Below are 22,838 nucleotides of genomic sequence, written 5' to 3'. Positions count from 1 at the left end.
GTGGGGGCATGAGCCGCGCGCTGAAATGCTTCCTGCTGATGTCCGTTCTGCTCTGCGGCGCGGTGCCTGCACGCGCCGCCGAGGATCGCGCGCTCGAGCGCGGCACAGCGATCATCGATCCCGCGATCCTGCGCCAGCTCGATCACGACCGTTTCGGCCTCGGCCGGATGCTTGCGCCGGAGCGTTCCGCCGACACGCCGCTGTCCAACCGCGATCTGTTTGCGTTGCCCTCGATGGTGCCGGTGCGCGAGGCGCTCGATCGTGAGTTCGATCGCTATGTCGCAAAGCATCAGGCAAGCCTGCCGAACGAGAGCATCGGCGTCGGCGACGGCTTTGCCTTTCAGCTGTTCGACCGCGCGCTGTTTCAATCCTCCGACGTTCGCTTCGTGCTGGCCGGCATCGTCAACCGCATGGACCGCGCCTATGTCGCGCCGAACAACTGCGGCGAGATCCGGCTGATCTATCGGTTGACGCGGACCGATGTGCCGCTGATCGGCGAGAATGCGGTCTCGCAGCGGCTGCCGATGACGCTGAACCTGGTGCTGAAGGCGAAGGGCGACGGCAACGACGCGTCGCTCAGCTGCCGCGAGCTTGCACGGCGCTGGCTGGCGACCGGCAGCGCGCCGCCGGCGATGGAGAAACTGTTCGGCGAGGACGGCCCGCTCGGCCTGATCGGCGCCGGGAATATCGATCGCATCGAGACCAATCTGCAGATCGCGCATGCGCCGAAATCCGCCGTGCGCGACTTCCGCACCGACTATCTGCTGAAAGTGTTCGACTATGACCGGGCAGCGAAGCGCTTCACCGAAGCGCCGCTGGAGAACCAGATCGATCGCGATCGCATTCTGGCGGACGAGGCGCTGCGGCGCGAGTTCAAGGCGTGGCTGCTGAATCCTGCGCATTTTGCCGAGCTCGATCGCGGCACCCTGCTGATCCCCGATCGCTTCCTCGCAAGCTCGGCGGTGGCGCCGACCCCGATCGGTTTCGATGTCAGCGATCTGCAGCCCGAATTCGGCATGGTCCAGGGCGAGGGGACCGCCGGCAATGCGGTGTTCTCGGACGGCGATGTCGTCGGCGCCTTGCAGAAGGCCGCGGCTGACGGAACGAAGCTGCAGAACATCCAGTCATTGGCCGGCTTCGAGCGGCGCCTCAACGACGTCACCTGCGCCGGCTGCCACCAGACCCGCGGCATTGGCGGCTTCCATGTCCCCGGCGTCGACTGGATGGCGGCGAAGCCGTCGAACTCCACCGTGGTGCCGGCCTCGCCGCATTTCTTCGGCGACCAGGTGCGCCGCCGCGATATCCTCACGAGCCTCCGCGACGGCAAGGCGCCGGATTTTTCGCGCGGCTTCTCCAACCGGCCGCAATTGCGCGGCGGCACTGAGTTGGCTGGCACCGAATACAGCGACGGCTGGGGCGCACATTGCTATCTGCCGGGCACGAGGCCGGCCGAGACCGACCGCAGCTTCCGTGGCTGGACCTGTGCCGAGGGCCTCGCATGCCAGATGGCCGGCAAGACCTCGCGCATGGGAATGTGCTTCGTGAAGGGGCGGTAGCGATCTCGGGAACCGATGTGCCCGGGCGTCATTATTTGATGCTACATTGCGGTTCGCGACCACGACCCGAACAGCCCAGCCTTGACGGAGACCGGCCGATGAATGCTCCCGAGCAGGACAAGCAGCGCAACCGCGAGATCGCGGCCAACGAGGCCGAGCGTCAGGCGGTCAGCGCCGTGCGCGTCAGCAGCTGGGCGATCGGGCTCGCGGTCATCATCGGCATCATCGTCGTGGCCATCGTCTGGGCCTGGATGAAGCGATAATCCCTCACGCGTAGTGTTTCAGGCGCGGGCCGGGCAGCAGGTCATAGGCCGATTTCCAGCCGGGCAGCGCGGCGATGCGGCCGAGCCAGGCGCTGATATTGGGATGGCTGGCCGCGAAATCGTAGCCGGTCTCGTCAGCAGGATAGTGCAGATAGGCCATCATCGAGAAATCCGAGATCGTCGGTCGCGCCCCGATCATGAAGGCGCTGTTGCCGACATGTTGGTCGAGGATGCCGAGGAAGTCGTCGAGCCGCGCGCGGAAATATTTCAGCACCTTCGGGTCGGCTGACGGCGTGAAGGTGCGCATGAAGCGATAGGTCGCCATGTAGCCGGAGAGTTTCTGGTTGTCCCAGAACAGCCAGCGCAACAGCTCGAATTTCTCGGCCGGCGTTTCGCCGCCGAACTTTCCGTATTGCTCGGCGAGCTGCAGCAGGATCGGCGCGGTCTGGGTGCGGCGCTCGCCGTCGACCTCGAGCACCGGGATCTCGCCCATCGCGTTGACATCCGCGCGCCATTCCGCGGTCCGCGTGACGCCGCCGCCGAAATCGGTCCATACCGGCTCGAACGTCTCGCCACACAGCGTCAGCATCAGCGCGAGCTTGTAGCTGTTGCCGGATTCCGGGAAGTAATGCAGGCGATAGCGGGCCATCATCGGGTTCCTGAGATGCTTGTCGATCTAGCCGTCAGTACGTATACTTCGCAAAACAGAACATTTGTTCTTCCGATTCTGCATAGCAGGACTGAGCGACAATTGATGAAGCGAACTGAACCTGGGAGCGGCAACCGCGAACGTCCCGTGATGGAGGCGACGCTTTGGATCATCGGGCGCAAGGGCCTCGACGGCGTGACCCACCGGGCGGTGGCGGCGGAGGCCGGCCTGTCGCTCGGCGCGATCACCCATCACTTCAAGACGCGAGATGCGCTGATCGACGGCGCCCTTCGCTTCGCTTTGGTCCGCGAGACCGGGCGGCTGCAGGCGCTGGCGCTCAGCCTGCAAGGCAAAGCGTTCGATGTCGAGGCATGGCTCGAATTCCTGGTGGGCTGGTACGACCAGGAGCTGAAGACGCGGGGCGAGATCCACATCGCCTGCTACGAAGCGTTCCTCGCGGCCGCGCGCAACGAGCGCTATCGGACCGTGGTCGGAGAATGGTTCGAGACCTGGCGGCAAAGCGCGGAGCTCGCCTTGCGCGCAGGCGGCTCCGCAGAGCCGCGCCGCCATGCGGAATTGTTCGTGTCCGCGTTGATCGGGATGTTGCTGCAGCAGCTCGCAATCCCCCGCCGCGGATTTCGGCGAGAGATGGCAGCGAGCCTGCTGGCGCTGATCAAGAGCCTGATCGGCGCAAAGGCCTAACGAGCGGTCGCGTCAGCTGGCCTCAAGCCACCGCGCCGGAAGCGCGCAGCTTCTGGATCGTGGCCTCGTCGTAGCCGGCCTGGCGCAGGATCTCGTCGGAGTGCTCACCGACCTCGGGCGGCTTGCGCGGCTGCACCTTTTTGGCACCGTCAATGAAGATCGGGCTGTTGACGGTCAGCATGGTGTCGTTCTCGAAGCGCACCAGCACCTCGTTCTCGATCATCTGCTTGTCGTTCGGGATGTCGTCGAGGATGCCGACGACGCCGAACACCAGGCCGTTGCCATCGAGGATCTTGCGCCATTCGGCGAGATCCTTGCCGGCGAACACTTCGTCAAAGATCCTGATCAGTTCGACCGAGCGCGCATGGCGATCAGGCTTCGTCGCGAAGCGCGGATCGGCGATCAGATCCTCGCGGCCCATGCAGCGCGCCAGCGTCGGCCATTGCCGGTCTTCGTTGAGCAGCGACAGGATCAGCCAGCGGCCGTCCTTGCATTTGTAGTGATTGGTGACCGCGTTCAACGCCTCCTCGCGCGGCTTGCGCTTCTTGAACTTGGCGCCGGCGAGCTTGGCCTGCGCCAGCACGCCATTGGCCCAAACGCCGTTGGCCATCAGGTTGGTCGCGACATGCGAGCCCTTGCCGGTCTTCTCGCGCTGGAACAGCGCGGTGACGATCGCGCCGTAGAACGCCATCGCGCAGGGGTGGTCGCCCATGCCGGCGACCGAACGCGCCGGCGTGGTGTCCTCGTCGGCGCGCACCAGGTCCATCAGGCCGGAGCGGGCCCAATAGGCGTTCGAATCGAAGCCGGGCTTGTTGGCCTCCTCGCCCTTTTCGCCATAGCCGGTGAAGGAGGCGTAGATCAGCCGGTCGTTGAGATGGGCGAGATGATCATGGGTGATGCCGAGCTTCTGGCGCACCTGCGGCGGCATGTTGGTGATGAACACGTCGGCCTCGGCGACGAGCTTGTAGAGCACCTCGCGCGCCTCGGGCTTGGTGAGGTCGAGCGCCAGGCTCTTCTTGTTGCGCGCCTCCAGCATCCACGCGAAATTGTGCTCGCTCGAGGGATAGCCGGGCAGGTTGGGCAGATTGCGGTAGGGGTCGCCGGCGCCCGGCGGCTCGATCTTGATGACGTCGGCGCCGAAGTCGGACAGCACGGTGGCGGCCGCCGGCGCCGCGATGAAGCTCGCGCAATCCAGGACCTTGAGCCCGTCAAAAATGCCTTTTTCCATCGTGCCGTCGCTCCCGTGGCGCTTGTTGGTGTTTTTCCGGTAGCTGGAATTATCGCAGGCGATGATCCCGATCGGACCGCCATTTGACCCATCTCGGGGGCACGATGCAACCAAGTCATTTAACCCAAGTCATTCCGGAGCGATGCGCAGCATCGAATCCGGAATCTCGAGATTCCCCGATGCACAATTGTGCATCTGAGGTCTGGTCCTTCGGACCATCCCGGAATGACGTGCGTGTGATGACCCTACTCCACCCCCGCCATCAGCGCGGCATTGCCGCCCGCGGCGGCGGTGTTGATCGTCACCGTCTGCTCGGTGGCGAGGCGCGTGAGGTAATGCGGGCCGCCGGCCTTGGGGCCGGTACCGGAGAGGCCGTTGCCGCCGAACGGCTGCACGCCGACCACCGCGCCGATCATGTTGCGGTTGACATAGATGTTGCCGACCTGGAGGCGGTCGATCACGTGCTCGATGGTGTCGTCGATGCGGGAATGGATGCCGAGCGTCAGCCCAAAACCGGTCGCCTCGATCGCGGCCAGCACGTCGCCGAGCCGTTCGGCGAGATAGCGCACGACATGCAGGATCGGGCCGAACACCTCCTCGGTGAGCTGGCTTGCCGCCGACAGTTCGAAGATGTGCGGCGCGACGAAATTGCCTGATGGCGCCGCGCCGGCGAGATGCACCCGCGCCTCCTGCTTCATCCGCGCGATATGTGCATCCAGCCGCTGCTTGGCCTCGGCATCGATCACCGGCCCGATATGCGTCGAAGGATCGGAGGGATCGCCGATCTTCAATTCGCGCGCGGCGCCGGCGATCATCTCGATCATGCGGTCGGCGACGTCGTCCTGCACGAACAACAGCCGCAGCGCCGAGCAGCGCTGGCCGGCGGAGCGGAACGCCGAAGTCACGACGTCGTCGGCGACCTGCTCGGGCAGCGCGGTGGCATCGACGATCATCGCGTTGATGCCGCCGGTCTCGGCGATCAGCGGCACGATCGGGCCGTCCTTGGCCGCAAGCGTCCGGTTGATCGACCGCGCCACCTCCGTCGAGCCGGTGAAAACGACGCCGGCGATCGCCGGATGCGCCACCAGCGCGGCGCCGATCGCGCCGTCGCCCTGGACCAGATGCAGGGCGGTTTCAGGCACGCCCGCTTGATGCAGCAGCGCGACGGCTTCGGTCGCGATGCGCGGCGTCTGTTCGGCCGGCTTTGCGAGCACCGCATTGCCCGCCATCAGCGCCGCCGTTACCTGGCCGAGGAAGATCGCCAGCGGGAAATTCCACGGCGAGATCGCGACGAAGGCGCCGCGGCCGCGTAACGCCAGCACGTTGCTTTCGCCGGTCGGTCCCGGCATCGCTTCGGTGTCGCCGAACAACTTTTGCCCCTGTGCCGCATAATAGCGGCAGAAGTCGATCGCCTCGCGCACCTCGGAGAGCGCGTCGTCGAGTGTCTTGCCGCCCTCGCTCTGCAGCAGGGCAAGGAAGTGGGCGCGGCGCTGCTCGAGCAGGTCCGCGGCCTTGTTGAGGATCGCCGCGCGTCGTGCGGCGGGCGTGGCGTTCCAGGCCTTGAAGCCGTGCCGCGCAGCGGCGACCGCGGCGTTCGCCTGTTCGGTTGTCGACGTCGCGACCGCGCCGGGCGCAGCCTTGCGTTCGACGGCAATCGTTGACGTCAATGCGTCGAGCGCTTTCCGTTCGCCGAATTCGATGCCATGCGAATTCACGCGCTGCGGACGATAAAGGTCAGCCGGCAACGGAATTCCGGAATGCGCGGCATTGTTGTCGGCACCGACGATCTCGGCCGGGCGGCGCAACAGGTCGACGATGGACACGCGATTGTCCGCGGCCAGCGCCACGAACGACGAGTTGGCGCCGTTCTCGAGCAGCCGTCGCACCAGATAGGCGAGCAGGTCGCGGTGGCTGCCGACCGGCGCATAGGTGCGGTGGGCGATTTCGGGCCTGTCCTCGCCGAGCTGGGTGTAGAGCGCTTCGCCCATGCCGTGCAGCCGCTGGAATTCGAAGCTCGCGGGATCGTCGGCCAGTTCGAGGATGGTCGCGACCGTCAGCGCGTTGTGGGTGGCGAATTGCGGAAACAGCCGCGGCCGCAATGCCAAGAGCTTGCGCGCGCAGGCGACGTAGTTCAGGTCGGTCATCGCCTTGCGGGTGAACACCGGATAGCCGTCGAGCCCGCGCTCCTGCGCGCGCTTGATCTCGGTGTCCCAATAGGCGCCCTTGACCAGCCGCACCATCATCCTGCGGTCGAGGCTGCGCGCGAGCGCGTCGACGTAGTCGATCACCTCGGCGGCGCGCTTCTGATAGGCCTGGATCGCGAGCCCAAAGCCGCTCCAGCCGGCGAGCGACGGGTCGGCGAGCGCAGCAGCGATTACATCGAGCGACAGCTCCAGCCGGTCGGCTTCCTCGGCATCGACGGTAAAGTTGAGATCGAACGCCTTGGCGCGGCGCGCCAGATCGACCAGTTGCGGCACCAGCTCGGTCATCACCCGCGCCCTGCTCACCGCCTCGAAGCGCGGATGCAGCGCGGATAGTTTGACGGAGATGCCGGGCCGGTCGGGCAGGGCCTGATCGCCGGCCGCCTTGCCGATCGCCTCGATGGCGCGGGCGTAGGATTCGAAATAGCGATGGGCGTCGTCGGCGGTGCGCGCGCCTTCGCCGAGCATGTCGAAGGAATAGCGCGAGCCGCGCGCGGTGTGCGATTGGGCGCGCGCCAGCGCCGCCTCGATGGTCTCGCCGAGCACGAAATGGCTGCCCATCAGCCGCATCGCCTGCCGCGTCGCGGCACGCACCGCCGGCGCGCCGAGCCGCTTGGTCAGCCGCCCGATCGTGCCCTGCGGGGTCTCGCCGGGCTGGATCACGCGCGCCGATACGCCGAGCGCCCAGGCCGAGGCGTTGACCAGGAATGCGCTCGATCTGGTCTCGTGGTTGACGAAGTCGCCCTGGCCGAGCTTGTCCTCGATGAACTGGTCGGCGGTGCGCGCGTCCGGCACTCGCAGCAGCGCCTCCGCCAGCACCATCAGCGCCAGCCCCTCCTTGGTCGACAGCGCGAACTCCCGCAGCATGTCCTCGACCCCGCCAAGCGGATCGTCGTTCGCTCTGATCGCCTCGATCAGCCGCGTCGCGGTGCGATCGATCCGTGCCTCCGCCTCCGCGCCGAGTGTCCCCCCCTGACGCAGGCGGCCGGCAATGGCGGCGTCGTCGGGGGCGTAGGGCGCGCTGAACGGGGGCGGGAGCGGGTCTGGCATGGTGGTTCCTTGGCGGTTCCTTCGGGGTTGCACGGGAATACCTACGCGCACACGAACCGTAGTTCGATAGACAAATTAGAAGATTTGCCTTAGAAAATCAGGGCTAGTTAGAAAACTGCCGTAGATATGACAGAGATCGATAAGATAGACCGCAGAATCCTCTCGATTCTCCAAGGGGATGGACGGATTGCCAATGTGGAGCTGGCGGAAAGGATCGGCCTGTCGCCGACCTCGGTCGGCGAGCGGCTGAAGCGGCTGCAGCGCGACGGCTTCGTCGAGGGCTATGGCGCGCGGCTCAATCCGCACCGGCTTGGGCTCGGCCTGCTGGTGTTCGTCGAGGTGCTGCTCGACAAGACCACGCCCGACGTGTTCGAGCGCTTCGCCAAGGCGGTCCAGACCGCGCCGGAAGTGCTGGAGTGTCACATGGTGGCCGGCGGCTTCGACTATCTGGTCAAGGCGCGCGTCGCCAACATGACCGCCTATCGCCGGTTTCTCGGCGAGACCCTGCTGGCGCTGCCGGGCGTGCGCGAAACGCGAACCTACGCGGTCATGGAAGAAGTCAAGCGCGACGCGCCGTTGCCGGTCGGCTGATATACGCCCGACGTGATCCACAGCCATGCGCGGGATGTATTGGCATCGCGCCGCACCCGCGATAATCCTCTGGTTCAGTTGGGGGCCGTGGTGATGAAAGACGTCGATCAGCCGATACGAACGATGCGGGCCGGGTTCGCCGGCGCGCTGGCGGTGTTCATGCTGTCCCTGCCAACAGCGGCGCCGGCCCGCGCGGCCGAGCTCAGCTCGGGAATCATGCAGCTCTTCACGTCGGTTTCGATCTATCCGCCGTCCGCCTCGACGATGACGGTCTGCTACGGCTTCGTCTGCCGGCGCCGCGAGATGCTGGATTTCAGCGCGGCCGACAGGGCGGCCCTGGGCAAGATCATGGCCACCGGCCGCGCCAATGCTGCCGCCGAGCGCGCGGCGGTGCAAAAGGCCGTGATCTGGTTCGATCGCCGGATGGGGCCGATCCTCGGCACCGACAAGCGCGTGGCCAAAGCGGACTTCCGCGCCAATGACGACAAGCACAATTACGATTGCTGGGACACCACCCGCAACACGACCAGCCTGATGCTGGTGATGCAGGCCTGGAACCTGTTCAAGTTCCATGACGTCGGCGATCCCCACTATCGCGGATTTTCACTGGGGCAAACGCCGCACAACACCGCCGTTCTGGTCGAGCGCGCCACCAAGGTGGAATGGGTCGTCGATCTCTGGCCCCGCGGCTATCTGCAACCGCCTGACGTCATGACGGTCGCCCAATGGGTGACGGAAGATTGAACGGCTTGGTGTTGCCGCGCGCGCGTTCCGTGGTGTTCCATTCGCATTGATTATAGGGATAGTTAGCTGCGTCATTGGCGCTGGAACCGAGCTCCAAGGTTCGAAACAAGCTTCGACAAATACCTTCCACGCCCACCACCATAAGAACCAAGTGACGCGATAAGACGAACGGCATTCGGTCAACCCGAGGCACGATATGCGCTTACGTCCGACCTGCACCGATGCCGCTGTCAGCGGTGTTCGTTTCCAACTGTTGCTGGCGCTTGCGCTGCTGCCTGCGCTCGCCGGCCCAGCCCGCGCCGGCGACGTCGAGGACTGCAAGGGGCCGCCGACGGACAAGGCCGAGGCGGCGTGCTCGGCCATCATCAGCGATGCCGCACGGTCCACCGACGATCGGTCCAAGGCCTTTGCCGGCCGCTCGCGATTTTATATCGCCCGCGGCAAGATCGATCAGGCCTTGGGCGATGCCGATGCCGCGCTGCAGCTCAATCCGCAATTCGTGTCGGCGCTGATCGCGCGAGGCTATGTGCAGCAGCGCAAGGGCAGCCTGGATCAGGCCCGCGCCGATTTCGATCGCGCGATCGAGCTTGAGCCGAAGAGCCCGTTCGGCTACCTTGCGCGCGGCAATCTGCGCGCCGACCAGCGCGCCTGGACTGACGCGATCTCGGACTATGACCAGGCCATCACGCTGCGGCAGGATCTCCCCGCAGCCCATGTCGGGCGCGCGCGGGCCTATGTCGAATCCGGACAGCCCGACGCGGCGCTGGCCGACGCCAACACCGCGATTGCCGTCAACGCAAGCACGCCGAACGCGTTCTACTGGCGCGGCCAGGCCTATCGCCGCAAGGGCGACATCGATCGCGCGATCGAGGATTTTTCGCGTGCGATCGCGCAGGCGCCGCAGACCGAGCGCAACGCCTATTTCGCCCGCGCCCAGCTCTACAGCGCCAAGGGCGACTATGCGCGCGCCATTGCCGACTTCGACAGGCTGTTGACGGTCCTTCCCGGCAACAAGGAGATCCAGGAGCAGCGCCAGCAGGCGGTCGCGATGCAGGCCGAGCTCGCCAAATCGGGCGCAGCCGCGCCATCGCCGACCACGCCGGCTCCCGCCGCGCCGGCGGCGCAACCGTCCGCCGCGGTGCCGGCTTCCAGCAACCAGCAGATCGAGCAGGCAAAGCAGTTTATCGCACAGGGCAATTTTGCTGGCGCGATCAACAATCTCGGCCAGGTGCTGAGCGGCGATCCGCGCAACGAGGCGGCGCTGCGGCTGCGCACGCAGGCCTATTCACGGCTCAACCGGTTGGCGGAAGCGCGCAACGATCTCAACGACCTGCTCAAGCTCAAGCCGGACGATCCCCAGCTGCTCGCCTTCCGCGCGCTCAACGCCGCGAGCTTGCGGCAGTTCGACGATGCCACGGCCGACGCCACCCGCGCCATCACGCTCGATCAGAACAACTCGCTGGCCTATCTCGCCCGCGGCCTTGTCAAGGCCAACACCGGCAAGGTGAAGGACGCGCTCGCCGATTACGATCATTCGATCTCGCTCAACACCAAGGAGACGCTGGCCTTCACCGAACGCGGGCTCGCCTATTTCAACCTCAATCAGCTCGACAAGGCGCTATTGGATTTCGATCAGGCGCTGGCGCTGGTGCCGACCAATCTGATCGCCAAATCGTGGCGCGGCCTTGCGCTGATGCTCAAGGGCCGCACCGACGAGGGGCTGGTCGACATCAACGCCGTGCTGGAGCGAGTCCCCAACAATCCCACGGCGCAACTCGGCCGCGGGCTCGCGATGCTGACCTCAGCGCAGTACGACCGCGCCATCGCCGCGTTCGACCAGATCGTCGCACGGGCGCCCAACGATCCCTTCGCGCATGTGCTGCGCGCGCGGGCCTATCTCGGGGCGAAGAAGCCGGATGACGCGATGAAGGATCTCAATCTGGTCCTCAGCTCACGGCCCAATGATCAGGCGGCGCTGACGTTGCGTGGCATCACCTGGTCGACGCTGCGCAACTACGACAAGGCGGTCGAGGATCTCGATCGGGCGATTGCGCAGAAGGAGACCGTGGAGGGTGTCTTCGCGCGCGCCAAGGCGCATGAGGCGCTCAACCACACCGACAAGGCGACCGAGGATTTCCGCAAAGCCACCCAGCTCGCGCCGTCGAGCGTGTTCGACGTGCTCGCGCAGGCCGAGTCCAAACGCAAGATCCAGGAATTGTCGAAGAAGGTGCCATGCGGCACCGGTCAGGGCGGCACGTGTCTGTGACTCATGATGGGCGGCCACGACATGGCGCCATGCGAGCGACCTGGTACTTGCTTAGCATTCCTAGTGGCCTGCTTTGATCTTTGGAATGGCCTAGTTTGGTTTAACCCTGCGGGAACCAAGGGTTGGCCGATGTTCTCAGCAATCCTACTGAACGGCCCATTAGATGTTCTGGCCCCATCATTTTCCATGGGACCCGATCTGTTCTGCGCGGAATGTTTGGTAGTGGCCTAGTTTTATTCTTGGGCGCGTCGCACAAGGTCAAATACCAACCCAAAAAAGCCTGCGACCACTGCAAACATCAAAATTAGCAACGATGGTCCCCAATACGGGGACCATGCCAAGCAGGCCAATAGGAAGAATGCAGCCGCCGCGACAAATAGAACTGCCTCAATGAGCCGTACGATGCCCTTGAGAAACTTCCTCCACATCTATTGGCCTCTAGTTCCAAAGGACACACCTCAGTTGGCGGCCTCTTTCATTTAATTCTTAGACCAAGGCATGCCGTCAGCATCGCTTGGCGCATCCCTGTAGATCATCTTGAAGATGCTTGCGGTAGTACTTCGGCTAGTACCCGCGTCCTGGAGCAAATGATGAACGTCGGCGCGCTGGCGATGGCGCCCGCAACAAAAATCAATATCGTGGCGCGCGGGCACCGTGCCCGCTCCGCCGAACGTCACGTGGTCTGGTGTGGATCGGCCCCCACTCCCGGATGACGTCCGAGAGTGCGCCGCCGGGTCTGGCGCTGTTGCGCTAGACCTTAAGGTTCTCGGCTGACGTCTTGCCGCGATTGGCGATCTCTTCGTATTCGACAGTCTGGCCTTCGTTCAGGCTTTGAAGACCAGCCTTCTGAACCGCAGAAATATGCACGAAAATGTCTTTTCCGCCCGTTGCGGGCTGGATGAATCCGTAACCCTTGGTCGGGTTGAACCACTTCACTGTACCTTTGGGCATTCCAGTCGTCTCCGCGGAATCAATCGAAAACAGACCAGCCGGTCCCCGCACAAACCGGCTTGTCCGTAACTACAGGATAGCAGTTTGGAAAAAGCTGGGTAGATCAAACGACGGTGTGATTTTGACCGGAAACAACTCGCTTTGCAGGGATTTGATGCCGGTTTGCCTGTTTCGTGGTCAATTTTTGCGCTGCAAAAAAGTGTCGGTTCCACCGACCCATATTGGATCAATGGCCCCGCGCGTAGGTCTTCCGCCGGCGCGCGAGGGTTCAAATCGACCGCATCTCAATAGGTCGCGGTGAGGTATTCGACGATCTTGCCGACGTCGGCATCGTCGATTGGCGCGCCATAGACCTTGATCATCTTGGTCACCTCGGCCTGCCAGAAGTCCTTCTTGAACTTCTCGCCCTGCGGCTGGGTCTTGATGTAGTCGGCCGAGTGGCAGGCGGTGCAGTTGTTCTGCGCCACCTCGAGGTTGGGACCCGGCTTGAACGCCGCGGTCTCCTCGGGAACCTTATAGTTCACGGGCGCGGCGATCGCGGCGCCGATCGACAGCGCAGCGATCGCGGCGAGTGAGGCAAGCAGCTTGCTGGTCATGATGCTTCTCTCACGCTGCGGTGACGCGCACGGTTTCGACGACGTTGCGCAGATAGCCGGCCGGATTCCACAACGGATCCATCGGCTGGGTGTCGCCCGCATTGTTGGTGGCACGCACCTTCAGGTCTGAGGGGCCGGCCGCGAGTTTTACCGGCAGCTTCCATTCACGGAACGCGTATTTGCCGAGATCCTTGCCGAGCCTGGCCGGCATCCAGCTCTTGCCGCCGTCGGTCGAGACCGCGACCTCCTTGATGCCCTTGCCGCCGTCGAAGGCGATGCCGCGCAGCATGGTGCGGCCTGCCTTGATCCTGGCGCCGTCGGCGACGCTGGTGATGAACGAGCGCACGGTGAAGCGGTTGATCGGGATCGTCGCCTTCGGTGCGGTGCCGGGCTCGACCGCGTTGTTCGGCGTATCCGGAATCCGGTAGGCGGACTTCATCCAGAAGCCCTCGAACACGCTGTCGATGACGTTGATCTCGTTGAGGTGCTTTACCCAATAGGTGCCGTAATAGCCGGGCACCACGAGGCGGAGTGGGAAGCCGTTGAGGAACGGCAGGTCCTCGCCGTTCATGCCCCAGGCCAGCATCACCTCGCCGTCGCGCGCGTGGTCGACGTCGAGCGCCTTGACGAAATCCGGGGTCTTGTCGCTGACCGGACCGTCCATGCCGTTGAAGGTGACCTGTTTGGCGCCGGCCTGCACGCCGGCCATGTCGAGCACGGTCTTCAGCGGCACGCCGTGCCAGCGCGCGCAGCCCATCGCGCCATTGCCGAGCTGGCCGCCGGCGACCCGCGGATTGAAGAAGCCGCGGCTGTTGCCGGAGCACTGGTTGACGGCGACGAGCTCGGTCGCCTTCAGCTTCCTGATCTCCGTCAGCGACAGTTTGAGCGGCTTGTCGACCTTGCCCTTGATCTCCAGCGTGAACTTGTCCGGATCGAGATTGTAGGGGAGGTCGGCGAGGTGATAGCGGACGAAGAATGCGTTGTTCGGCGTGAGCGGGCCGTCGTTGAAGATCGCAAATGGCGTTTCCAGCTGCGGCGGCCGGTTGGTCAGGCCGATCATCGGGCGCTTCTGCGGGTAGCGCACCAGCGGCCGTTCGCCATTGCCGAACGGCAGCGTCACCGTGTCGAGGGCGAATGCGCCCCTTGATCCCAGCCCCGTCACCAACGCGGCCAACCCGGCGCGCTTCATCAAGTCTCGTCGATCGAGCATTCCGCTTCCTCCGAAGCTGTTCTGTCGTGAGCTGGTCATCACCAGGCTCACCCTTGCCTTTGCGCGCCTTCGCATCATGGAATGCGCGCAGCCGCAAATGTCGCACCTGACAAGGGCAAGTCAATTGAGCTTTCGCAGCGTCCACCAGCGTTGCGACGCAACAACGAAATGCCCCGGTCGCATTGGCGACCGGGGCATTTCGATCCAACCGGAGGGTTCGATCAGTAGCAGACGTTCACGGTGCGATAGCGATAGCCGTAAGGCGTCAGCACCAGGCGGGTGGCGTAGCAGCCGGTATCGACGAAGCCGACGGCGATGCCCGGGCCACCCCAGAAGTGATGGTGATGCGGATGCCAGAAAAACGGCTTGGCGGAGGCCGAGGTCGGCGCCAGCGCGGCGGCACCGAGGGTTGCGGCAGTAGCGAGAGCAAGCGTGACTTTGCGAAGCATGGTCGTCTCCTTCAGATGCGCGTTGAACTCTGTCGCGGCGCGGTTGCAGTGTTACCCATCGCCAGTCAGTCGCATCCGGCATCGGGCACGTTCGAGCATCTCTGCTGGACGCGCGCTTGGATGTGCGGCAGGTCACACTCGGAGTGGGGTGCAGATGAACCCGGTCAGGCCGCGACGGCGCGACGGTCGTCGACCAGCGCCGACAGGATGCGCGTCGCTTCGACCGTGCGCACGGTCATCGGCTCGTTGCGGCCGCGGATCGCGACCTCCTGGGCCGGCAGCGCATCGTCGGCGAGGCCTGCGGTGACGCGCACCTCGTCCGAGATCACCGCCTCGCAGGCCAGCGCCTTGGTCATGTCCTGCAGCCTTGCCGCGACGTTGACGGCATCGCCGAGCGCGGTGAACACCATGTGGTCGCGATAGCCGATATCGCCGACGATCACCTCGCCGCCATGGATGCCGATGCCGAAGCGGATCGGCTCGCGTAGATCGTGGCTGAGGAACTGGTTCAGCTCGTCGATATTGGCCGCGATCAGCGCTGCCGCGCGCAAGGCCTGGCGGCAGGCCACCTGCCGCTCGGTGGTGAGCCCGAACAGCGCCAGCATGCCGTCGCCGATGAACTGGTTCGGCCGTCCACCGGCCTCCAGCACCGCCTGCGACACTGCGCCGAGGAAGCGGTTGACGATGAACACGGTGTCGAACGGCAGCCGCTTCTCGGCAAGCTGCGTCGAGCCGCGCATGTCGACGAACATGCTGACGAGATAACGCTCCTGGCCGACCCGCGTCGGATGGGCGGCGTGCGCATTCGCCGACATCGTGTGCGGCAGGAACAGCTGGAAGAAGGTCAGGTCGGCGGTCGGCCGCAACTGGCAGGCCAGCCGGATCGACGGATCGTCAGTGCCGACCCGGTGCAGCACGAAGGCTTCGCGCGGCGAGGGCTCGGGCAGGGCTGCATGATCGCCGATGATGCGGATGCGGCAGGTCGAGCAGCGCGCGCGGCCGCCGCAGACGCTGGCATGCGGCACGTTGTAGCGCAGGCTCGCTTCCAGCACGCTCAACCCCTTCGGCACCCGCAGCGTGCGGCCGTTGCCGTAGGACAGCGCGATCATGCCGCCGCGGCGCTCAAGCAGGGCACGCGCGCCGCGCGCCAGCAGCACGAGGCCGAGCAGGCCGAGATAGCCGATCGTCAGGCGGTCCGTGATCTTCTCGAGCGTGGTCGCCTGCGCGGCCGTCCCGAGCTTCTGCACCGACAATTCCTCGCGCCGCCAGTCGGGATCTTGATAGTCTTCCATCGTGGCGCGGCCGCCCTGATAGATGCCGAGCATCGCCAGGGTCGGGATCAGCACCGCGGCAGCGAGCAGGTATGGTGCGGCGCGCGTAAAGAATGGACGCAGCCGCAGCCAGAAGTACAGGCCGATGCAGCCATGCACCCAGGCGATCACCAGCACCGCCAGCATCAGCCACAGCCGGTTCGGTGACGAGATGAAGAATGTGTAGAGCTCCTGCGGGTAGAGCTTCTCCTGTCCGTACAGGGTCTGGCCGAGCCGCACGCCTACAACGTGCGCAACGATCAGCATCGGGACGCTGAGGCCGAGCGTGAGCTGCAGCGGCTCGATCGTCTTCCAGTGGAACTCGCGGCGCTGATACAGCGCCCAGATGCCGAGCGCGGTGTGCACCAGGCAGGAGCTGTAGAAGGTGATCGCGACCGGCAGGAATTGCCAGAATTCGGTGTGGTAGTACACCCCGATCGCGAGCGCCTCCGTCGAGATATTGCCGAGCGCGTGGTTGAGGAAATGGCTGATCAGGTAGGCGAACATGATCGCCCCCGTGACCAGGCGGATCTGCCGCAGGCCGACGCCGCGGGCCATATCCTGCAGGTGCTCGCGCGAGGCGGAGGCCATGTGATTCATGATCGGCAAGTCTAGTGCTTAATTCCCACGCTGAACACCACCACGGGTCCGGACGGGCCGTGACAACGGGCACTGCAGCACGTTGACACTCCGTTAAGAGTCGAACAAAAAGCCCGCCGTGACGATAGCCCAAGCCCAACCTGGAGCCGATAACAACAGCGTTAAGCCGGCCCGGTCGCGCGCGCCGGATTGGCGCCGCGTCATTGCCGTGATCGCTGCCATGACCGCGATGCGGCTGGTCTATGCCCATGCGCTCGATCTGCGCACCGACGAGGCCTATTACTGGACCTGGTCGAAGGAAAACGTGCTGTCCTTCCTCGACCATCCGCCGATGGTGGCCTGGTTCATCCGCTTCGGCACCGCGATCCTCGGCGACACCAATCTCGGCGTCCGCCTCGGTGGCATCGTGGCGATGCTGGCGACCCAGCTGTTGCTCGCCGACATCGTCCGCCGCGTGACATCCAACAATGTCCGCGCCGTGATGCTGGCGCTGCTGCTGCCGGAGGCGGCGCTCTATTACGGGCTCTTGATGGCCAAGGTGGCACCCGATACCGCGCTGATCCCGTTTTCGGTGGCGATGCTGTGGTCGCTGGTGCGGCTCGCGCAAAGCAATGACGGGCGCTGGTGGCTCGCCGCGGGCCTGTTCGCCGGGCTGGCGCTGTTGTCGAAGTTCACCGCGATCATGTTCGCGCCGGCGGTGCTCGCCTTCGCGCTGGTGCCGGACTGGCGCTGGCGCTGGCTGCGCAGCCCGTATCCTTACCTCGCCGCGCTGATCGCGATCGTCGTGTTCTCGCCAGTCTTGATTTGGAATGCCGAGCACGATTGGGCCTCGTTCCGCTTCCAGGCGGTGCGCGCCACCGCCGAGCGCGATCTGACGCTCCGGACCCTGGGCGAGTTCATCGGCATGCAGTTCGGGCTGGTCGGCTTTGTGCTGCTGCCGGTGACGCTGTTCGGAACAGTGCTGACGGCGTGGCGCGGCTATATCAGGCGCGAGCCGGTCGCGATCCTGCTGGCGACGGCGGTGCTGGTGCCGTTTGGCTACTTTCTCTGGAAGTCGCTGACCTTGCGGGTCGGCGACACCTGGCCGATGTTCCTGTGGCCGGCCGGCTTTGCGGCGGTTGCGATCAATGTGACGCGGATGCCGTTCGAGGGCTGGTCGGTTGGCTTAATCAAATCGACGGTCTATTGGGCCCGAACCGCTGTCACCACCGGCATCGTGTTCGTCGTCTGCGTCTTCTTCTATTACATGTTCGCGCCGTGGAATCTGATCGGCCGCACCGATCCGATCGGCACCGAGGCCGGCTACGATCTGGTGGCCGCGCGCACCCTGGCGCAGGTGCAGGCGACTGGCGCGACCTGGGTCGCGACCACGGATTACCGCACCTATGCGATGCTGCGCTGGTTGTTGCGCGGGCGCGTGCCGGTCATCGAGGTCAACGAGCGCGGCCGCTTCCAGGGCTTTGCCGATCCCGGCATGAGCGCGATCCGCGACCATGTCGGCATCTATGTCGGGCGCGAGCCAGAGAACAATCTACCGCTGTGGAGCGAGACATCAGCAGTGCGTCAGCCGCTGGAGCGCGTGACGCGGAGCTGGCGCGGCATGGTGATGGACACCTATGCGCTGGAGAAGATCAACGGCTGGACGCCCGATCTGTCGCCGACGCCGGACACCACATTCTTCCGCTGGCGCGTGCTGGCGATGCGTCTGGAGCCTTGCGAGATCACCTTCTCCCCTTGTGGGAGAAGGTGGCAGCCGAAGGCTGCCGGATGAGGGGTCTCTCTCCGCGGGAGCGGTGCGCGTGGATGGATACCCCTCACCCAAGCGAGTGTGTGACGAGTATCTGAGCTGCCCTCTCCCACAAGGGGAGAGGGCGCAACAACTGGCATCGTGCTGCGTTGAAAAGGCGAGGAGCTATTCCTCTTCCTCGCGCTTGCGGATCAGGTCTTTCGCCAGATCGGTCAGCGCGGGGCGCGGCAAGGCGTTGAAGGGGAGCGGGCGGGTCACGTCGATCGCGGCGAGGCCGAGCCGCGCGGTCAACAGGCCGTTGAGCATGCCTTCGCCGAGCCGCTGCGAGAGCTTTGCCGCGATGCCGTGACCGAGCATCTGCTGGATCAGGCTGTCGCTCGCGGCCATGCCGCCGGTGATCGCCAGATGAGCGATGACGTGGCGCAGCAGGCGGATCATGCCGAGCGCGCCGGGCCGGCCGCCATAGAGCCGCGCCAGCTGGCGGATCATCCGCAATGACGCCACGAACACGAACAGCACGTCGATCATCGCGCGCGGGCTGACCGCGGTGACCACGGAGACGCGCTGCGCGGCGGTCGAGACCAGCCGCCGCGCCTCCTCGTCGAGCGGCGTCATCAGCTCGCGTTCGGCGAGGCGGATCATGTCGGCGCCGTCGATGATGTCGTCGGTGTGGCTCTGCAGCGCGCTGCGGGCGCGGGCGAGCTGCGGGGTCCGGTGCGCGAGCTTGAGCAGGTCGGCGACAACAGCCCGGCTCGCGGCGCGGTCGTCGCTGACCAGCACCTCGGCGGCGCGCAGATGCAGCTTCTCGATGGTCGCAAGCCGCGCGAGACCGATGAGCTCGCGCATTGTAACGACCACCAGCGCCACTGCGGCGATGACGGCAAGCCCCAGTCCGAGGAAGCCGAGGCCCTCGTTGCGCGCGAACAGATCCTCGACCAAATTGATGACGCCAAGCCCGGTGCCGAGCACCACGAGGCCCGCGACCGCGCTCCAGAACAGCGTGCCCCAGCGAAAGCCGCGGCGTTCCGGCAGCAGCGGCGTATCTGTTGGCACCGGGAGCTGCGCGGGCTCGGCCTCAGGTACGATCTGGATCGTGCCGCGGCTGAGGCGGCCGCTGTCGTCCGGATCCATCACGACCACGCCGGGATCGTCGAGCTTGAACGTCGCCGGACGCCGCGGGGGCGTCTTCTCGTTCATTGCAGTTTGTCTCCGATCAGGAACTGGAGGGCGCGGTCAAGGCGGATGTGAGGCAGCGCCGGCTCCGCATCGCCGTTTCGTTCCAGCTTGGGCGGGCGGAAGCGCAGGAAGCGGTAGTCGGCCGCCTCGGCGCCGGCGCTGGAGAGGCCGCGGAATCCGCCGTTGAACAGCTCCTCCGGATTGTCGGGCAGGTCGCCCGGAAAGGTCGCGACCTCGGTCTCGCCGTCAAGCCGCTCGCCATTGGCGACCTCGCCCGGCGCCGGGGTGCCGAGGATCGACGGCAGCCTGTCGCGGCCGCGGGTGACCTGCGCCTCGCGGGTGGCGCGCACCGCGGCAAGCGCCACCACGTCGATCGCAGCACCGGCATATTCGGCGCGCTCGGCGGCCTTGGCCACGATCCGCCGCAGCACGGCCTCCAGCCGGTCGTGGCTCTGGTGATGCAGATGATCGGCCTTGGTCGCCGCGAACAGGATGCGGTCGATGCGCGGCCGGAACAGCGCGCTCAGGATCGTGCTGCGGCCGATCCGGAAGCAGTCGAGGATTCCGGCGAGCGCGGCTTCGAGGTCGTGCAGTGCCTCGGGACCGGCATTGAATGCGGCGAGCGCATCGGCGAGCACGATCTGGCGATCGAGCCGCGCGAAATGATCGCGGAAGAACGGCCGCACCACGACGTCCTTGTAGGCCTCAAAGCGTCGCCGCATCATCGCCCACAGCGAACCGTCGGGCGCGCTGCCGTCGACGGGCACGTCGAGCGGCGCAAAGGTCAGCGCCGGCGTATTGGCGAGATTACCCGGCATCAGGAAGCGGCCGGGCGGCAACAGGCTCATCGCAAAGCGCTCGTCGCGGCAGGCGCGCAGATAGTCGGTGAACAGTTTTGCCTCGGCGAGCGCGGCCTGCTCGTCCGCTTTGCCCTCAGGCTTCAGCGTTGCCAGATGCGCGTGCCAGGGCGCCGCGAGTTTGGCGCGCAGCGGCTCGCGCGACAGCGCAAGGCTTTCCGCCGACCATTGCTCGTAGCTCTTGGCCAGCAGCGGCAGGTCGAGCAGCCACTCGCCGGGATAGTCGACGATGTCGAGGGTCAGCGTGCGGTCCGCGCCATTTTGCCGCTGATACTCGATCACCAGCCGAAGCTCGGAGATGTCAGTGGTCGAGCTCGGCCATTTGAGCTCCTCGACCAAAGTGCGGACATGGCTCTCATAGGCAAAGCGCGGCACCGCATCGTCAGGTTGCGGTGCGAGATAGGCGCGCGCGATCCGCCCCGAGGCATAGGGCTCGAACACCGGGAAGCGGCCGCCGCGGGTCAGGCCGTGCACCAGCGCGGTGATGAACACGGTCTTGCCGGCGCGCGACAGCCCGGTGACGCCGAGCCGTACCGTCGGGTTGAAGAAGCCCTCGCCATAGTCGAGCAGCGCCCGCGCCGAGAGACGCGCTTCCTCGACGATATCTCGAAACCTGGGGGGCATGGAGGGTTAACGAAAGGACCCGGCAGGAGGAGCCAAAAGGGGCGGGCGATCACCCGCAAGGTGGCGATTATCAGGGCAAAATCAAGCTTCACATTTCCGGCGCCTTTGCAGGCGAGGGGTTGAACGTGCCGCGACATCAGCGATACCCATAATCTGTCGGCCCACAGGAAAGCCTGCATGACGGTCTTCCGCCTGAAGCAATTCGCCTCGACCTCGATCCACGCGGCCGGCGCCGCTCTGTGGAACTACGACCGTGCCGAGCTGATCGCCGACGGCGTCGTCCACATCATCGGCGTCTGTTTCGGGCTGGTTGCCGCCACCGCGCTGATCGTGCTGACCGCGGTCTATGCCGGTCCGTTCGACGTTGCCGTGGTGTCGGTCTATGTCGCGGGGCTGCTCGCGATGCTGGTGCTGTCGGCGACCTATAATCTCTGGCCGGTGTCGCGCGCCAAATGGGTGCTGCGGCGCTTCGATCACTCCGCGATCTATCTCTTGATCGCTGCGACCTATACGCCGTTCATCGTGGAACTGAAGGACAGCACTTTCGCGCTCGCGCTGCTCGTCGGGGTGTGGTGCGTGGCGATCGTCGGGATCTGGCTCAAGCTGCGCTATCCGGGCCGCTTCGATCGGGTCGCAGTCGGGCTCTACCTTGCGATGGGCTGGAGTGGCATCATGCTCTACGACCGCGTCGTCAAGGCGCTGCCGGCGATGGCGCTCGGCTTTGTGCTGGCCGGCGGCATCCTCTACAGCCTGGGGGTGATCTTCCACTCCTGGCGGCGGCTGCGCTTCCAGAATGCGATCTGGCACGGTTTCGTGCTGCTCGGGGCCGCCTGCCACTATACGGCGGTCTTCGACGTCGTGCTGGCGAGCTGAGCCTTTCGCCATCTGCGGCGGATGGGCTATCATGATCCCGATAGGCCCGCCCGCTCTCTCCCGTCACCCTGAGGAGCGCGGTACGCGCGTCTCGAAGGGTCGACGCCACCAGCTGGGCCGTGCATCCTTCGAGACGCGCTCCGCGCTCCTCCAGCGACAAAGGCGCAGCCTTTGCGCGGGGATGACGGGACGCACGGGATAGGGTGGGCAAAGCGATAGCGTGCCAGCTAAAGATATCGGGAGGATGGCCATGCAGGTGGCGGGTAAGGTTGTGGTGGTCACCGGCGGTGGCAATGGCATCGGCAAGGCGCTGTGCGAGGCGTTCCACGCCGCGGGCGCATCCAAGGTCGTGGTGGTCGACCTCGATCACGCGGCGGCCGAGAAGGTCGCGGCCTCGGTCGGCGGCGCCGCCTTCAAATGCGATGTCGGGCAGGAGAAGAACATCCTGCACGTGATCGACGAGACCGAGCGCATGTTCGGCCCGATCGCGCTGTTCTGTTCAAATGCCGGGATCGGCGGCGGCTTCGATCCGCTGTCGAAAAATGCCGGCGGCACCTCGGACGAGCCGTGGTCGCGCAGCTGGGCGATCCATGTGATGGCGCATGTCTATGCCGCACGGCATCTGGTGCCGCGCATGAAGGCGCGCGGCGGCGGCTACTTCCTCAACACGATCTCCGCGGCGGGCCTGCTGTCGCAGGTCGGCAGCCCGGCCTATTCGACCACCAAGCACGCCGCCGTCGGCTTTGCCGAAAACCTCGCGATCTCGCACCGCGCCGACAACATCAAGGTCTCGATCCTCTGCCCGCAGGGCGTCGAGACCAACATGCTGCGCTCGATCCCGAGGGGCCCGCAATCCGGCGACGGCGATCTCTCCGCGGAGCAGGTCGCGCAGGACGCGATCAAGGGCATCGAGCAGGAGACCTTCCTGATCCTGCCGCACCCGCAGGTGCTCGGCTACATGCGCAAGAAGACCGAGAACTACGACCGCTGGATCGGCGGCATGGCCAAGATCCAGGCCAAGATGCGCGAGACGCACGGGAAGTGACTCGCAGCCGAAGGCTCGCCGCGCATGTCGCTGCAATGTGAGGTGAGCACGCTGGTCAGGCTCCCTCCCCCCTTGCGGGGGAGGGTTGGGGAGAGGGGTAAGCCCCGGGCGAGATGATCGCCGCAAACCTCGCTCTGGCAATTTCGGCAG

The 22,838-nt window shown here is 65.5% G+C and carries 19 protein-coding genes; 9 read left to right on the top strand and 10 right to left on the bottom strand.

Annotated features, from left to right (window positions below; translation table 11 throughout):
- Positions 1–8: 8 nt before the first annotated feature.
- Both V5279_RS34855 and V5279_RS34850 read left to right on the top strand, forming a co-directional pair.
- Complete coding sequence (locus V5279_RS34855) at positions 9–1,556, top strand: hypothetical protein (protein WP_166298482.1); 1,548 nt, start codon at positions 9–11, stop codon at positions 1,554–1,556.
- Positions 1,557–1,654: 98 nt separating this feature from the next.
- Positions 1,655–1,819: a hypothetical protein gene (locus V5279_RS34850; protein WP_166298481.1), complete on the top strand. Its 165-nt coding sequence runs from the start codon at positions 1,655–1,657 to the stop codon at positions 1,817–1,819.
- A gap of 4 nt (positions 1,820–1,823) precedes the next feature.
- Here the strand turns inward: V5279_RS34850 and V5279_RS34845 are convergent, their stop codons facing one another.
- On the bottom strand, positions 1,824–2,468 hold the full coding sequence (locus V5279_RS34845; RefSeq protein ID WP_166298480.1) for a glutathione S-transferase family protein: 645 nt from the start codon (positions 2,466–2,468) through the stop codon (positions 1,824–1,826).
- Positions 2,469–2,573: 105 nt separating this feature from the next.
- Here V5279_RS34845 and V5279_RS34840 point away from each other — a divergent pair, with 105 nt between their 5' ends.
- Positions 2,574–3,170: a TetR/AcrR family transcriptional regulator gene (locus V5279_RS34840; protein ID WP_224741193.1), complete on the top strand. Its 597-nt coding sequence runs from the start codon at positions 2,574–2,576 to the stop codon at positions 3,168–3,170.
- Between the two features lie 22 nt (positions 3,171–3,192).
- Here V5279_RS34840 and V5279_RS34835 read toward each other — a convergent pair whose 3' ends face one another.
- Positions 3,193–4,398: a CoA transferase gene (locus V5279_RS34835; RefSeq protein WP_338691547.1), complete on the bottom strand. Its 1,206-nt coding sequence runs from the start codon at positions 4,396–4,398 to the stop codon at positions 3,193–3,195.
- 245 nt (positions 4,399–4,643) lie between these two features.
- Positions 4,644–7,649 carry a bifunctional proline dehydrogenase/L-glutamate gamma-semialdehyde dehydrogenase PutA gene (gene putA, locus V5279_RS34830; protein ID WP_338691546.1) on the bottom strand — a complete coding sequence of 1,002 codons (3,006 nt, stop codon included), beginning with the start codon at positions 7,647–7,649 and terminating at the stop codon, positions 4,644–4,646.
- Positions 7,650–7,775: 126 nt separating this feature from the next.
- Here putA and V5279_RS34825 point away from each other — a divergent pair, with 126 nt between their 5' ends.
- From V5279_RS34825 to V5279_RS34815, 3 genes are all read left to right on the top strand, one after another.
- The gene (locus V5279_RS34825) at positions 7,776–8,240 is read left to right on the top strand and encodes an Lrp/AsnC ligand binding domain-containing protein (protein ID WP_166298476.1); all 465 of its coding nucleotides are present in this window, start codon (positions 7,776–7,778) and stop codon (positions 8,238–8,240) included.
- A gap of 123 nt (positions 8,241–8,363) precedes the next feature.
- Positions 8,364–8,984, top strand: a complete 621-nt coding sequence (locus V5279_RS34820; protein WP_338701554.1) for a hypothetical protein — start codon at positions 8,364–8,366, stop codon at positions 8,982–8,984.
- Between the two features lie 196 nt (positions 8,985–9,180).
- Positions 9,181–11,250, top strand: coding sequence for a tetratricopeptide repeat protein (locus V5279_RS34815; RefSeq protein ID WP_338691545.1), 2,070 nt, complete (start codon positions 9,181–9,183; stop codon positions 11,248–11,250).
- A gap of 750 nt (positions 11,251–12,000) precedes the next feature.
- Here V5279_RS34815 and V5279_RS34810 read toward each other — a convergent pair.
- The 5 genes from V5279_RS34810 to V5279_RS34790 form a co-directional block, all read right to left on the bottom strand.
- On the bottom strand, positions 12,001–12,201 hold the full coding sequence (locus V5279_RS34810) for a cold-shock protein (RefSeq protein WP_029080322.1): 201 nt from the start codon (positions 12,199–12,201) through the stop codon (positions 12,001–12,003).
- Positions 12,202–12,485: 284 nt separating this feature from the next.
- On the bottom strand, positions 12,486–12,797 hold the full coding sequence (locus V5279_RS34805) for a c-type cytochrome (RefSeq protein WP_175612297.1): 312 nt from the start codon (positions 12,795–12,797) through the stop codon (positions 12,486–12,488).
- Positions 12,798–12,807: 10 nt separating this feature from the next.
- Positions 12,808–14,007 carry a molybdopterin-dependent oxidoreductase gene (locus V5279_RS34800; RefSeq protein ID WP_338691544.1) on the bottom strand — a complete coding sequence of 400 codons (1,200 nt, stop codon included), beginning with the start codon at positions 14,005–14,007 and terminating at the stop codon, positions 12,808–12,810.
- A 221-nt stretch (positions 14,008–14,228) separates the two neighbouring features.
- Positions 14,229–14,456: a hypothetical protein gene (locus tag V5279_RS34795; protein ID WP_338691543.1), complete on the bottom strand. Its 228-nt coding sequence runs from the start codon at positions 14,454–14,456 to the stop codon at positions 14,229–14,231.
- Between the two features lie 164 nt (positions 14,457–14,620).
- Positions 14,621–16,357, bottom strand: coding sequence for an adenylate/guanylate cyclase domain-containing protein (locus V5279_RS34790; protein WP_338701552.1), 1,737 nt, complete (start codon positions 16,355–16,357; stop codon positions 14,621–14,623).
- A gap of 229 nt (positions 16,358–16,586) precedes the next feature.
- Between V5279_RS34790 and V5279_RS34785 the strand changes: the two genes are divergently transcribed.
- Positions 16,587–18,137, top strand: a complete 1,551-nt coding sequence (locus V5279_RS34785) for a glycosyltransferase family 39 protein (protein ID WP_338691542.1) — start codon at positions 16,587–16,589, stop codon at positions 18,135–18,137.
- 141 nt (positions 18,138–18,278) lie between these two features.
- Here the strand turns inward: V5279_RS34785 and V5279_RS34780 are convergent, their stop codons facing one another.
- A complete protein-coding gene (locus tag V5279_RS34780; protein WP_338691541.1) occupies positions 18,279–19,310 on the bottom strand; it encodes a TIGR01620 family protein in 1,032 nt (343 codons plus the stop codon).
- Positions 19,307–20,770 carry a YcjX family protein gene (locus tag V5279_RS34775; protein ID WP_338691540.1) on the bottom strand — a complete coding sequence of 488 codons (1,464 nt, stop codon included), beginning with the start codon at positions 20,768–20,770 and terminating at the stop codon, positions 19,307–19,309. Before V5279_RS34775 ends, V5279_RS34780 begins: the two co-directional genes overlap by 4 nt.
- Positions 20,771–20,947: 177 nt before the next feature.
- Here V5279_RS34775 and trhA point away from each other — a divergent pair, with 177 nt between their 5' ends.
- Complete coding sequence (gene trhA / locus V5279_RS34770; protein ID WP_338691539.1) at positions 20,948–21,643, top strand: PAQR family membrane homeostasis protein TrhA; 696 nt, start codon at positions 20,948–20,950, stop codon at positions 21,641–21,643.
- Positions 21,644–21,893: 250 nt separating this feature from the next.
- Entirely contained in the window at positions 21,894–22,688 is a 795-nt protein-coding gene (locus V5279_RS34765; RefSeq protein ID WP_029080314.1) for an SDR family oxidoreductase, read from the top strand.
- Positions 22,689–22,838: the final 150 nt, after the last annotated feature.

The organism is Bradyrhizobium sp. 26S5 (assembly GCF_036923295.1).
GTDB lineage: Bacteria > Pseudomonadota > Alphaproteobacteria > Rhizobiales > Xanthobacteraceae > Bradyrhizobium > Bradyrhizobium septentrionale.
The sequence above is the reverse complement of the archived record's forward strand: the minus strand, read 5'-3'. Positions and strand labels throughout refer to the sequence as shown.